This is a genomic window from Pseudomonas asiatica (assembly GCF_009932335.1).
Classification (GTDB): domain Bacteria; phylum Pseudomonadota; class Gammaproteobacteria; order Pseudomonadales; family Pseudomonadaceae; genus Aquipseudomonas; species Aquipseudomonas asiatica.
Genome location: NZ_BLJF01000001.1, coordinates 1,849,518 through 1,863,884 on the forward strand (window position 1 = coordinate 1,849,518; position 14,367 = coordinate 1,863,884).

Genomic DNA, 14,367 nt, shown 5'->3' on the forward strand with positions numbered 1-14,367 from the left:
GTATGTCGATTCAGGCCAAGGTATCTCCCCTCGCTCAAAGTGTTACTTCTGCCGCCCCCATCGCAATCCCCAACAACGGAATCCTGACTCTTACCCAGAGCAGTAACATTGTTCTGGACATTGCTCCGGAAGGTGTGTCGGGCTACACGAAGAGCGGTGCCGATCTGATCGTACAGCTGAAGAGTGGCGAAAGCCTGCGCATTGCCAACTTCTATGTCGAGGGGCAGCCTGCAAGCCAGTTGTACCTGGTAGACCGGGACAAGCTGCTGGCCGTCGACCTGCCGCCGGTCGCTGCCGATGGGCCGCTGGTGGCGGGTTATGTACCCCAGGAAACGCCGGCCGGGTTCGAGTCACTCACTGGCGCCGACAGCACCATTGGCGGGCTCAGCCCCGGTGCTGCACTTCTGGCTGGCGCTGCGATCATTGGTGGCGGCGTCGCGATCGCCAACAGCAATGGCGGTGGTGGCGGTGGTGGTGGCGGTGACAGCAGTGTGCCGCCCGATACTTCGGCCCCGGCGCCGGCCAGCGGGTTGCAAATTGCCCCGGATGGCAGCAGCATCAGCGGCACGGCCGAGCCGGGCGCCACCGTGGGCATCGACAGCAATGGCGATGGAGAAACCGACGTCAGCGTGGTCGTCGGCCCCGACGGCAAATTCCAGATTCCGCTGAATCCGCCACTGACCAACGGCGAAACGGTTTCCGTGGTGGTGACCGATCCGTCCGGCAATAGCAGCCCGCCCGCTACCGTGCAGGCCCCTGACTTCCCTGATGCGCCGCACATCAACCCGAGCAACGGCTCCAGCCTCAGCGGTACCGCCGAGCCGGGCAGCACCGTGCTGCTTACCGACGGCAACGGCAACCCCATCGGCCAGACTACCGCCGACGGCAACGGCAACTGGTCGTACACACCCGATAGCCCACTGCCCGATGGCACGGTGGTCAAAGCGGTGGTCGTGGATGCCGCCGGTAACAGCGGCCCGCCCGCCAGCACCATTATTGATGGTGTGGCGCCAGCGGCACCCGTGATCAATCCGAGCAACGGTACCGAGCTTAGCGGTACCGCCGAGCCGAACAGCGCCGTGACCATCACCGATGGCAGCGGTAACCCGATCGGCCAGGTGACTGCCGATGGCAACGGCAACTGGAGCTACACCCCGGCGACACCGCTGCCAGACGGTACCGTGGTGAACGCCACCGCGACCGATGCGGCCGGTAATACCAGCGGGCAGGGCAGCACCACCGTGGATAGCGTGGCGCCGGGTGCGCCCACCATCAACCTGAGCGACGGTAGCAGCCTCAGCGGTACAGCCGAGCCAGGCAGTACCGTGGTCCTCACCGACGGCAACGGCAACCCAATCGGCCACGCTACAGCCGATGGCAATGGCAACTGGTCATATCCCACGGATACCCAACTGCCTGATGGAACAGTGGTTAATGCGGTGGTCACGGATGCCGCCGGCAACAGCAGCCCGCCCGCCAGCACCGTGATCGATGGCGTGGCACCTTCGGCACCCACGATCAATCCGAGCAACGGCACCGTGATCAACGGTACTGCCGAGCCGAACAGCACCGTGACCCTCACCGACGGCAGCGGTAATCCGATCGGCCAGGTAGTAGCCGATGGCAGTGGCAACTGGAGCTATGTCCCGACCACGCCGCTGGCAAACGGCACTGTGGTCAACGTGGTGGCGCGGGACGCAGCCGGCAACACCAGTGCTCCATCGACCACCACAGTGGATTCGGTAGCCCCGGCGGCTCCAGTGGTCGAACCGAGCAACGGCAGCGAAATCAGCGGCACCGCCGAGCCGGGCAGTACCATCACCCTGACCGATGGCAGCGGCAACCCCATCGGCCAAACCACCGCCGACGGCAGCGGCAACTGGAGCTACAGCCCTGGTACGCCGCTGGCCGACGGTACCGTGGTCAACGCCACGGCGACCGACCCGGCTGGTAATACCAGCGGGCAGGGCAGCACCACCGTAGACGGCGTGGCGCCGGGTACACCCACCATCAATCTCAGCAACGGCAGCAGCCTCAGCGGTACTGCCGAGCCGAACAGCACTGTGACCCTCACTGACGGCAGTGGTAACCCGATTGGCGAAGCCACTGCCGATGGCAGCGGCAACTGGACGTTCACCCCAGCCACACCACTGCCCAATGGCACCGTGGTCAATGCGACGGCGAGCGACCCGGCTGGCAACACCAGCCCGGCAGCGACGGTCACGGTCGACTCCAGCGCGCCGGCTGCACCGGTAATCGATCCTAGTAACGGGACGACCATCAGCGGGACTGCCGAAGCGGGTGCTACCGTCACACTCACCAATGGCAGCGGCAACCCGATCGGCCAGGTCACCGCCGACGGCAGCGGCAACTGGAGCTTCACCCCCGGCTCGCCGCTGGCCAACGGCACCGTAATCATCGCCACGGCAACCGACCCGACCGGCAACACCGGTCCGCAGGCCGCCACCACGGTGGATTCGGTAGCCCCGGCGGCTCCAGTGGTCGAACCGAGCAACGGCAGCGAAATCAGCGGCACCGCCGAGCCGGGCAGTACCATCACCCTGACCGATGGCAGCGGCAACCCCATCGGCCAAACCACCGCCGACGGCAGCGGCAACTGGAGCTACAGCCCTGGTACGCCGCTGGCCGACGGTACCGTGGTCAACGCCACGGCGACCGACCCGGCTGGCAATACCAGCGGGCAGGGCAGCACCACCGTAGACGGCGTGGCGCCGGGTACACCCACCATCAATCTCAGCAACGGCAGCAGCCTCAGCGGTACTGCCGAGCCGAACAGCACCGTGACCCTCACTGACGGCAGCGGTAACCCGATTGGCGAAGCCACTGCCGACGGTAGCGGCAACTGGACGTTCACCCCAGCCACACCACTGCCCAATGGCACCGTGGTCAATGCGACGGCGAGCGACCCGGCTGGCAACACCAGCCCGGCAGCGACGGTCACGGTCGACTCCAGCGCGCCGGCTGCACCGGTAATCGATCCTAGTAACGGGACGACCATCAGCGGGACTGCCGAAGCGGGTGCTACCGTCACACTCACCAATGGCAGCGGCAACCCGATCGGCCAGGTCACCGCCGACGGCAGCGGCAACTGGAGCTTCACCCCCGGCTCGCCGCTGGCCAACGGCACCGTAATCATCGCCACGGCAACCGACCCGACCGGCAACACCGGTCCGCAGGCCGCCACCACGGTGGATTCGGTAGCCCCGGCGGCTCCAGTGGTCGAACCGAGCAACGGCAGCGAAATCAGCGGCACCGCCGAGCCGGGCAGTACCATCACCCTGACCGATGGCAGCGGCAACCCCATCGGCCAAACCACCGCCGACGGCAGCGGCAACTGGAGCTACAGCCCTGGTACGCCGCTGGCCGACGGTACCGTGGTCAACGCCACGGCGACCGACCCGGCTGGCAATACCAGCGGGCAGGGCAGCACCACCGTAGACGGCGTGGCGCCGGGTACACCCACCATCAATCTCAGCAACGGCAGCAGCCTCAGCGGTACTGCCGAGCCGAACAGCACCGTGACCCTCACTGACGGCAGTGGTAACCCGATTGGCGAAGCCACTGCCGACGGTAGCGGCAACTGGACGTTCACCCCAGCCACACCACTGCCCAATGGCACCGTGGTCAATGCGACGGCGAGCGACCCGGCTGGCAACACCAGCCCGACAGCGACGGTCACGGTCGACTCCAGCGCGCCGGCTGCACCGGTAATCGATCCTAGTAACGGGACGACCATCAGCGGGACTGCCGAAGCGGGTGCTACCGTCACACTCACCAATGGCAGCGGCAACCCGATCGGCCAGGTCACCGCTGACGGCAGCGGCAACTGGAGCTTCACCCCCGGCTCGCCGCTGGCCAACGGCACCGTGATCATCGCCACGGCAACCGACCCGACCGGCAACACCGGTCCGCAGGCCTCCACCACGGTGGACTCGGTAGCCCCGGCGGCTCCAGTGGTCGAACCGAGCAACGGCAGCGAAATCAGCGGCACCGCCGAACCGGGCAGTACCATCACCCTGACCGATGGCAGCGGCAACCCCATCGGCCAAACCACCGCCGACGGCAGCGGCAACTGGAGCTACAGCCCTGGTACGCCGCTGGCCAACGGCACAGTGGTCAACGCCACGGCGACCGACCCGGCTGGGAACACCGGCCCACAGGGCACCACCACCGTGGATTCGATCGCACCTGCCGCGCCGGTGGTCAATCCGAGCAACGGCAACGTGATCAACGGTACTGCCGAGCCGAACAGCACCGTGACCCTCACCGACGGCAACGGTAATCCCATTGGCGAGGTCACCGCTGACGGTAGCGGTAACTGGACGTTCGTACCCAGCACGCAACTGCCCAACGGCACCGTGGTCAACGCTACGGCGACTGATGCCGCCGGTAATACTGGTGCCCCCGGTAGCACTACCGTGGACTCGTCGCTGCCGTCGATTCCGCAGGTCGATCCGAGCAACGGCTCGGTGATCAGCGGTACCGCGGATGCGGGTAACACCATTACCCTCACCGACGGCAACGGCAACCCGATCGGCCAGGTCACCGCCGACGGCAGCGGCAACTGGTCGTTCACGCCCGGTATACCGCTGCCGGATGGCACTGTGGTCAACGCTGTGGCACGTAACCCCGGTGGGACCGATAGTGCGCCAGCGGTCATTACCGTGGACGGCGTTGCGCCGGCCGCACCGGTGGTCGAACCGAGCAACGGCACGGAAATCAGCGGTACCGCCGAAGCCGGGGCCAAGGTGATCCTCACCGACGGCAGCGGCAACCCGATCGGCGAGACTACCGCCGATGGCAGTGGTAACTGGTCGTTCACACCTGGCACGCCGCTGGCCAACGGCACGGTGATCAACGCCGTGGCCCAGGACCCGGCCGGCAATACCAGCGGGCCGGCCAGCGTCACCGTTGACGCAATCGCCCCGGCTGCACCGATCATCAACCCGAGCAACGGGGTGGTGATCAGTGGTACCGCCGAAATAGGGGCCAAGGTGATTCTCACTGACGGTAGCGGCAACCCGATTGGCGAGACGACGGCCGACGGCAGTGGCAACTGGGCCTTCACGCCTACAGTTCCGCTGGCGAACGGCACGGTGATCAATGCCGTGGCCCAGGACCCGTCCGGCAATACCAGCGGGCCGACCAGCGCCACCGTTGATGCCATCGCCCCGGCCGCACCGATCATCAACCCGAGCAACGGGGTAGTGATCACTGGTACCGCTGAAGCCGGGGCCAAGGTGATCCTCACCGACGGCAGCGGCAACCCCATCGGCCAGACTACCGCCGATGGCAGCGGTAACTGGACTTTCACACCTGCAACTCCGCTTGCCAACGGCACGGTGATCAATGCCGTGGCTCAGGATGCGCCGGCAACACCAGCACTCCACAGGTCAGCACCACGGTTGATGCCGTAGCCCCAGGCCAGCCGACGATCGAGCCGAGCAATGGCACCGAGATCAGTGGTACCGCCGAAGCCGGAGCCAAGGTGATCCTCACCGATGGCAACGGCAACCCGCTCGGCGAGACGACCGCCGATGGTAGCGGCAACTGGTCGTTCACACCCGGCACACCGCTGGCCAACGGCACGGTGATCAACGCCGTGGCCCAGGACCCGGCCGGCAATACCAGCGGGCCGGCCAGCGTCACCGTTGACGCAATTGCCCCGGCCGCGCCGATCGTCAATCCAAGCAACGGGGTGGTGATCACTGGTACCGCCGAAGTAGGTGCCAAGGTGATTCTCACTGACGGTAGCGGTAATCCGATCGGCGAGACGACCGCCGACGGCAGTGGCAATTGGACCTTCACGCCTGCGACTCCGCTGGCCAACGGTACAGTGATCATCGCCGTTGCCCAGGACGTGGCCGGCAATACCAGCCTGCAGGGCAGCACCACGGTGGATTCAGTCGCACCTGGCCAGCCGACGATCGACCCGAGCAACGGGGCCGTGATCACTGGTAGTGCTGAGGCCGGGGCCAAGGTGATCCTCACCGACGGCAACGGCAACCCGATCGGCGAGACGACCGCCGATGGCAGTGGCAACTGGACCTTTACGCCTGGTGCGCCTCTGGCCAACGGCACGGTGATCAACGCCGTGGCTCAGGACGCCGCCGGCAACACCAGCACCCCACAGGTCAGCACCACGGTTGATGCCGTAGCCCCAGGCCAGCCGACGATCGAGCCGAGCAATGGCACCGAGATCAGTGGTACCGCCGAAGCCGGAGCCAAGGTGATCCTCACCGACGGCAACGGCAACCCGATCGGTGAGACGACCGCCGACGGCAGTGGCAACTGGACCTTTACGCCTGCAACCCCGCTGGCCAACGGCACAGTGGTCAACGCCGTGGCCCAGGACCCGGCCGGCAATGCCAGCGGGCCGAGCAGCGTCACCGTTGACGCTATCGCCCCGGGCGCGCCGACCATCGAGCCGAGCAATGGTGTGGTCCTCACGGGTACCGCTGAGCCCGGCGCCACCGTCATCCTCACCGATGGTGGCGGCAACCCGATCGGCGAGACGACCGCCGACGGCAGTGGCGACTGGAGCTTCACCCCAACCACGCCGCTGGCCAATGGCACGGTGGTCACCGCGGTGGCCCAGGACGCCGCCGGCAACAGCAGTGGCCCGGCCAGTACCACGGTCGACACGGTGGCGCCGTCGGCGCCGCTGCTGAGCATCAGTGCCGACGGTGCGCTGCTGACCGGTACCGCCGAGCCGAACAGCCAGGTGCGCCTCGTGATCGACGGCGATACCGCCAACCCGATCACGGTGAATGTCGACGGCGCCGGTAACTTCAGCCTGCCGTTGGCACCACCGCTGATCACCGGCGAGCTGATCAGCGGGGTCACCGCCGACGCTGCCGGCAACCTCAGCGGCCCGGCAACGATCAACGCGCCGGACCTGGCTCCGCCGACCATCAGCGTACCGGAGGCAGCCGATACCTGGATCAACGCTGCCGAGATCAGCGACGGCATCCAGGTCGACGTGACGATCCGCCCGACCATGCAGGTCGGCCAGGTGATCACCGTCGCGTTCGCCGGGCAGAACGGTTATGAGACGCAGGTAACGCACACCATCACTGCCGGCGACATCCTGGCCGGCAGCGTCACCGTGACCATACCCCCTGGCGATGGCATGGGGCCGTTCCCGGAGGGCGCCTCGACCGTCACCGCCGATATCAATGGCGGTATCGCGTCGAACCCGGTGCCGTTCACCGTCGACACCATTCCGCCTTCAACACCGGTGCTGTCGCTGGTGGGCAGCATCCTGACCATCTCCACCGATCCGGGCACCGAACTGACGGTCACCGTGGACGTCGGCGGGGTCACTGCCACCGCCACGGTAACTGCCGACAACAGCGGGCTGGCTTCGCTGAACCTGCTCACCGACCTGGACATAGACCTTACCCTGGACCAACTGCTCAATGCCCAAGTCTCCGTGACCGGTGAGGACCCTGCCGGCAACCCGAGCAATGTGGCGACCATCGGCGTCGGCAGCAGCATCGAGCAGCCAGTGACCATCGGTAACTTCGGCGTCGATGTCAGCCTCAACCCACTGAACCCGCGGTTCGGTTTCAGCGGCACCACCGAGCCGGACTCCAGCGTGGTGATCCGTGTCATCACCCCGGCGCTGAACGTCGAGCTGCTGCCGATCCAGGCGGACAGTTCCGGCAACTTCTCGCTGAACCTGCTGAGCCCGACCGTCCTCACCCAGTTGGGGTTGAACATCACCGATATCCTCAACCTCGGTTCGCAGATCTCGTTCAACATCGTCGCCACCGACACCAACGGCAACGACAGCTCGGCCTACGGCATCACCCTGGCCCCTAACGGGCTGTCGCTGAATATCGGCCAGATCGACGTCAACGGCACCTCGGGGGACGATGTCATGTCCGGGGCGGACGGCAGTTCGGAGCACATCAATGGAGGCGATGGCAGCGACCTGATCTTCAACGTGGGGACCGGCGATCAGGTAGTGGCAGGCGATGGCAACGACGCCATCCAGATCACCGCGACCGACTTCACCAGCATCGACGGCGGTGCGGGCTTCGACACCCTGATCCTGGCCGACGGCATCGACCTCGACTACAACGCCGTCGGCGTCGGCACGCTCTCGAACATCGAGCGTATCGACCTCGGCAAGGGCGACTCGGGGAGCGTGCTGACATTGACTGCGGCGGAGGTCGACGCCATCACCGATGGCAACAACATCCTGCAGATCACTGGCGAGAGCAACGACACCCTCAACGTGGTGGGTGCCGTGAACACAGGAACCACCCAGCAGGTCAACGGCATTACCTACGATGTCTACAACTTTGGCAGCAGTACCCTGCTGATCGAGGACAACACGGTACAGGTCGTGGTCTGATGCGCGGCCTGTCCGTGCTCAAGGGAAAGCGCCGTGGCGCGGGAGCCCTTTGGCTCCTGTGCTTCGGGCTGCCGCTGTCCGCGCCGGCCATTCCTCTCGACCAAGCGGTGCGGGCGGGGTTGGCGATCCACCCGCAGGTGCGTTCGGCGATGGCCGAAGCGGACCGTGCGGGTACCGAGGTAGAGATCGCCAAGGGTGGTTACTACCCCTCCGTCACCATGTCCGGGGGGCCGCAGGAGTTCGACGTTGGCGAGGTCGTCTACGACGTCACCGTATCGCAGATGCTGTATGACTGGGGAAGGGTGACGAGCAAGGTCGACAGCGCCAGCGCCACCCGGCGCAAACTGTCCGAGGCGGTGCTGGTGGCGCGCGACGATGCTGCGCTGGATATCGTCGAGACCTACCTCGACGTGCTTGCCTCGGAGCGCCGGGTGGAAACGGTGCGCCAGCACATCCAGCGTCTGGACGGCATCCGCGAGATGACCCAGGCGCGCGGCAGCGATGGTTACGCCGACCGCAGCGAACTGGACCGCGCCAACCTCGAACTGTCGCGTGCCCAGGAACAGCTGTCGCTGGAGAAGGGCAACCTGCAGGACGCGCGCAACCAGTACGCGATCCTGGTTGGCCAGGACCCCTCCGAGCTGGTGGAGCCAGAGCCGATGTCGCTGCAGCGCTACCTGGCTGCCAGCGACGTGGCGCGGGTGATCCGTGAGTCGCCGTTGCAGCGCAAGGCGCTGGAGGACGCCAATGTCGCCGAGGCGCAAGTGCGCGAGGCCAAGGCTTCGTTGCTGCCGCAGTTGAACCTGGAGGCCTCAGCGTTGCGCCGGGAGATCGGCGGTCGTCCGGAAAGCGACTCGGTGATGTCGCTGCGCTTTCGCATGGATACCTTCCAGGGGCTTTCCAACTTCCGTCGGCCGACTGCTGCGCAACAGCGTCTGGAGTCGGCGCAATGGACGGCCGATGCGATGCAGCGTGACATCCGCCGGCAGTTGCAGACGCTGTTCGACAACGGTGACACGCTACGGTGGCGGGAACAGTCCCTGAGCCAGCAGGTGACGGAGTCGGAGCAGGTTGGCGAGCTGTACCGCGAGCAATTCGAGGTCGGCCGACGCGACGTGATCGACTTGCTCAACGTGCAGCGCGAACGCTTCGAGGCCGAGCGGCAGTTGATCAATCTGCACATAGAGCGCAAGCGTATCGAGTATCGAGCGGCCGCGCAGGTCGGGTTGTTGGGGGCATTACTGGAGAATCGGTTGAATCATGGAAGTTGAACAATCCCCGGATAATGTCGTGACCCTGAACCACGACGACCCGCTGCGCCAGGGCCTGCTGCTGCTGTGCCGGCAACTGGGCCGGCCGTTGGGCGACGCCGAACTGGTCGACGGCCTGGCAATAGAGCACGGACGCCTGCCGCTGCGCCTGGTAGCCCGCGCCCTGCGTCGCGCCGACATAACTGCCAGGGTCGCGGAGCTGCCGTTGCGGCAGATGGACGCCTACCTGCTGCCGGCCCTGCTGTTGCTCGACGATGGCCGCAGCCTGCTGCTGGTTGGCATCGAGGGTGAGCAGTACGAGGTGCTGGTGCCGCAGAGCGACGGCGGCCGTGAGTGCATGGCGCGGCCCGCTCTGGAGGCGCTTTACAGCGGCACGGCGGTGTTCGCCAAGTGCCGCTACCGCCCCGATGGGCGGGTGGGCGACTACGCCAGCGGCCTGCCGGAGCACTGGTTCTTCGGGCCGCTCAAGCGGCTCTGGCGCTCTTATGCGGAAGTCACGGCGGCGGCCCTGGTGGCCAACGTCCTGGCCGTCGCCTCGGCGCTGTTCGCCATGCAGGTTTACGACCGCGTGGTGCCCAACGCAGCCTTCGATACCCTGTGGATACTCGCCAGCGGCGTGGCCTTGGCGATCATCGTCGACGGGGTATTGCGGATCCTTCGCGGGCACCTGCTGAACGTTCTCGGCAAGCGCCTGGACCTGCAGTTGTCGAGCCTGCTGTTCGCGCGCGTGCTGAGTACCCGGATCGCCGCCAAACCGGCGTCGATGGGCGCGTTCAGCACCCAGGTGCGTGAGTTCGAGTCGGTCCGCGAGTTCTTCACTTCGTCCAGCGCCGCACTGATCAGCGACCTGCCGTTCGTGGCGATCTTCCTGTTGATCATTGCCGTGATCGGCGGCCATGTGGTCTGGGTGCCGCTGGTGGCTTGTGTGCTGATGCTGCTGCCAGGGCTGCTGACCCAGCGCCTGCTGGGGCACCTGTCGCGGCAGAACCTGCGCGAGGGGGCGCTGAAGAACAGCGTGCTGCTGGAAGCCTTCGAACACCTGGAGACGGTCAAGGCCGCGCGTGCCGAAGGCCGCTGCCAACAGCAGTGGGAGACGCTCACCGGGGAACTGGCCGGTACTGCAATGAAGACCCATGCGTTGGCCTCGACCCTCAGCTATTCGGCGAGTATCGTTCAGCAGCTGTGCTATGTCGGGGTGGTGGTGTTCGGCGTCTACCGGATAAGCGACGGCGCGATGACCGTCGGTGCCCTGGTGGCCTGTTCGATCCTGGCCTCGCGGGCCATCGCACCACTGTCCCAGGCTGCCGCCATCCTTGGCCGCTGGCAACATACCAAGGTGGCGCTGGAGGGGCTCGACCAGCTGATGTCCGCCGAGCAGGAGAGGCCCGCCGGCAAGCGCTTCGTGCACCGCGACCGGCTCCACGGGCATTACCGCCTGGAGGCGCTGCGCCTGGCCCACGGCGACAGCCCACCGGTGGTCGACGTGCAGGCGCTGAACATCCAGGCCGGCGAGCGGGTAGCGCTGCTCGGTGGCAACGGCGCCGGCAAGTCGACCCTGCTGCGGCTGCTCAGCGGCCTGCTCGACGCGCAATCCGGCCGGCTGCTGCTGGACGACATCGCCCTGAGCCAGCTCGACCCGGCCGACCGCCAGCGCGGCATCGGCTACTTGCCGCAGGATGTGGCGCTGTTCCACGGCAGCCTGCGGGAAAACCTCAACCTGGCCAACGCCGCGCTGGGCGACGAGGAATTGCTGGAAGCCCTCGATGGCGTAGGGCTGGGTACTTTCGTGCGCGCCCACCCGTTGGGCCTGGACATGCCGATCCAGGGCAATGCCAGCCTCTCCGGCGGCCAGCGCCAGGCGGTGGGGTTGGCCCGCGTACTGTTGCAGGACCCGCCGATCCTGCTGCTTGACGAGCCGACCGCGGCCTTCGACCAGAACAGCGAGAAACAGGTCATCGACTACCTGCAGAAATGGCTGGGCCGGCGCACCCTGATCATCACCACCCACAAGAAAAGCGTATTGGCGCTGGTGGACCGTGCAGTGGTGCTGCGCAACGGCCAGGTGATCATGGACGGCCCGCTGAACCAGGTGGTGCTGGGCAACCAGGTGCAGGCGCCGCAGGTCGCCGAAGGAGTCGGCCATGGCAGCTGAAAAAAGTTCTGTAGTGCTGCGCCGGCAACTGGCCGACCCCTTGCTGGCGACCACTCACCCGGTCTATCGCCCGCTGCTCTGGACCCTGCTAGGCAGCGTCTTGCTGTTCGTTGCCTGGGCTGCCTGGGCGGAGCTCGATGAAGTGACGCGCGGCGATGGGCGTGTGGTGCCGTTCAGCCGCATCCAGAAGATCCAGAGCCTGGAAGGGGGCATTCTCGACCGCCTGCTGGTGCAGGAGGGCGACCTGGTGGAGGTCGGCCAGCCGCTGCTGCGCCTGGACGAGACGCGCTTTCTCACCAACTTCCAGGAGTCGGCCAACCAGGCCGGCGTGCTGCGCGCGGCCATCGCCCGGCTGGACGCCGAGGTGCTGGGCAAGGCGGCGATAGAGTTCCCGCCGGACATCGACCCGCAAGGGCCGCTGGCGCGTTCCGAGCGCGAGCTGTTCAAGTCGCGGCGGGACAAGCTGCTCGAAGGCAGCCAGGCGATCCAGAGGCAGATCAGCCTGGCCCAGAGCCAGCTCGACCTGGTCCGCCCGCTGGTGGCCAAGCGTGCGGTGAGCCAGATGGAGGCGCTGCGGCTGAGCCAGGACATCGCTACCCTCAACGGTAAGCTGACCGAGCTGAAGAGTAGCTACTTCCAGGATGCCTATACCGAACGCTCACAGCGCAAGGCCGACCTCAGTGCCCTGGAGCCGATCGTCCAGCAGCGCCAGGACCAACTGCGCCGTACCGGGATCGTTTCGCCGGTGCGTGGGCGGGTGAACACCGTGCTGATCAACACCCGTGGCGGGGTGATCCAGCCCGGCGAAGCGATCATGGAAGTGATCCCGGTGGAGGACCGCCTGCTGGTCGAGGCCAGGATCAAGCCGCGCGACGTGGCCTTCCTGGTACCGGGCATGCCGGCCAAGGTGAAGATCACTGCCTACGACTTCAGCATCTATGGTGACCTCAAGGGCACCCTGGAGCAGATCAGTGCCGACACCATCGAGGAGGACACGCCCCATGGCAAGGAGTCGTACTACCAGGTGCTGATCCGCACTGACGGCAGCCAGCTCAAGCGCGGCGAGGAGGTGCTGCCGATCATCCCCGGCATGGTTGCCGAGGTGGATATCCTCAGCGGCAAGCGCAGCGTGCTCAATTATTTGCTGCGCCCGCTGATCAAGGCCCGTCTGTACTGAGCTGGAGCGTCAGGGCATCAGTACGGATGCCAGCAGCTTGATTGCCGACGTGCGGTGATGGCCGGCACTGTAGGCCAGCACTATGTCGCGGCAGTACCTTGGTTCTTCGCTCAGAATCCGGGCGTTTGGCGATTGCTCCAGCAATGACGGCCATTGCGGTACCAAGGAAACGCCTTGCCCCAGCGACACCAGCAGGCTGATGGCTTCGAGCGCATCCAGGTCGCAAGCCACGCTTGGCGCGAGACCCAGATCGTCCAGATAGCGCTGGGTTATCAGGCCGCCCCAGGAATCGACGGCATATCGGATATAGGGCCCGGTGGCCAGCATTGCCTGCGCTTCAGCCCGGGAGGCCGCGACAGGTGCCAACAAGTACAGCGGTTCGCTGCGCAATGTGAGCGTTCTCAACGATTTTGCTGTCTTGAAGGGTGGCGCCACCAGAATTGCCGCATCCAGCTCCTGATTGATCAGCTTGTCATGAAGCAGTTTCGAGTCACCGGGTGTGATGGTGAGCTTGAGGTCGGGCGCGGAGGATGACAAATGCTCGAGTGCTGGCGGTACAAGGCCGGTGAGGGCGGTTGATATGGCGCCAATGCGCAGTTCCCCGGTCAGCGTGTCGGCGTTGAGGTCGTTCCTGAGCTGATTGGCATGCTCGACGATGCAACGTATGCGTGGAATCAATGCCAGCAGCTTTTCTGTCGGCCTTATCGCGTGTGCTTCTCTATTGAAGAGAGTGCAGCCCAAGTGTTTCTCCAGATTTCGAATGCGCAAACTTATTGCAGCGGCTGAAACATTTGCTTTCTTTGCCGCACCCGCAATGGAGCCGCATTCAACAACAGATATGAGGCTTTCCAGATTTTGAATGTCCATAAGTAATGCTTATGCTCAGACCAAGTGTCAGTTGGTGTACATGAATGCCGGGCGGTGTGAGGATAGTGGCTCCGTTCGAGGAGTACCATCATGTTGACACCCTTTCATGTTGCTTATCATGTCAAAGATATGGATGAAGCAAGAAAATTCTATAAAGAGGTTCTTGGCTGTGTCGAGGGGCGTAGCACTGATACGTGGGTAGACTTCGAGTTCTTTGGTCACCAGATATCTCTGCATGTGGGCAAGCCCTTTGAAACCAGCCGCACTGGCAAGGTCGGCCCGCACCTTGTACTGATGCCTCATATCGGGGTGATATTGCCTCTGGATCGCTGGCAAGCCTTGGCTGAACGCCTTGAAGTTCTGGGTGTGCAGTTCGAAATTCCACCGGTTGTACGTTTCGAGGGTGAGCCTGGCGAGCAGAGGACAATGTTTTTCCTGGACCCAAGTGGTAATCCGATCGAAATCAAGGGGTTCAAGAACTTGAGTGCAATCTTTGCCTCCTAGTGTTTTATAA

Annotated in this window: 5 protein-coding genes and 1 pseudogene; 5 read left to right on the forward strand and 1 reads right to left on the reverse strand. The window is 65.2% G+C overall.

Annotated features, from left to right (window positions below; all coding sequences use genetic code 11):
• Positions 1–2: 2 nt before the first annotated feature.
• From GYA95_RS28470 to GYA95_RS08760, 4 genes and pseudogenes are all read left to right on the forward strand, one after another.
• Positions 3–8,386, forward strand: a pseudogene (locus GYA95_RS28470) (Ig-like domain-containing protein).
• Positions 8,386–9,657 (forward strand): TolC family protein, encoded by a 1,272-nt coding sequence (locus tag GYA95_RS08750; RefSeq protein WP_015270220.1) that lies wholly within the window; start codon positions 8,386–8,388, stop codon positions 9,655–9,657. The pseudogene GYA95_RS28470 and the gene GYA95_RS08750 overlap by 1 nt, the downstream one beginning before the upstream one ends.
• Positions 9,647–11,809: a type I secretion system permease/ATPase gene (locus tag GYA95_RS08755; protein ID WP_100413727.1), complete on the forward strand. Its 2,163-nt coding sequence runs from the start codon at positions 9,647–9,649 to the stop codon at positions 11,807–11,809. The genes GYA95_RS08750 and GYA95_RS08755 overlap by 11 nt, the downstream gene beginning before the upstream one ends.
• Positions 11,799–12,986, forward strand: coding sequence for an HlyD family efflux transporter periplasmic adaptor subunit (locus tag GYA95_RS08760; RefSeq protein WP_061302352.1), 1,188 nt, complete (start codon positions 11,799–11,801; stop codon positions 12,984–12,986). The genes GYA95_RS08755 and GYA95_RS08760 overlap by 11 nt, the downstream gene beginning before the upstream one ends.
• Before the next feature lie 9 nt (positions 12,987–12,995).
• On the opposite strand, the gene GYA95_RS08765 is transcribed toward GYA95_RS08760, so the two are convergent.
• Entirely contained in the window at positions 12,996–13,853 is an 858-nt protein-coding gene (locus GYA95_RS08765; RefSeq protein ID WP_161551370.1) for a LysR family transcriptional regulator, read from the reverse strand.
• A 90-nt stretch (positions 13,854–13,943) separates the two neighbouring features.
• Between GYA95_RS08765 and GYA95_RS08770 the strand changes: the two genes are divergently transcribed.
• A complete protein-coding gene (locus GYA95_RS08770) occupies positions 13,944–14,357 on the forward strand; it encodes a VOC family protein (protein ID WP_161551371.1) in 414 nt (137 codons plus the stop codon).
• Positions 14,358–14,367: the final 10 nt, after the last annotated feature.

Coding starts and splice junctions, on each gene's coding strand:
- GYA95_RS08750 (WP_015270220.1), top strand. CDS start 8,386: ATGCGCGGCCTGTCCGTGCTCAAGGGAAAGCGCCGTGGCGCGGGAGCC.
- GYA95_RS08755 (WP_100413727.1), top strand. CDS start 9,647: ATGGAAGTTGAACAATCCCCGGATAATGTCGTGACCCTGAACCACGAC.
- GYA95_RS08760 (WP_061302352.1), top strand. CDS start 11,799: ATGGCAGCTGAAAAAAGTTCTGTAGTGCTGCGCCGGCAACTGGCCGAC.
- GYA95_RS08765 (WP_161551370.1), bottom strand. CDS start 13,853: ATGGACATTCAAAATCTGGAAAGCCTCATATCTGTTGTTGAATGCGGC.
- GYA95_RS08770 (WP_161551371.1), top strand. CDS start 13,944: ATGTTGACACCCTTTCATGTTGCTTATCATGTCAAAGATATGGATGAA.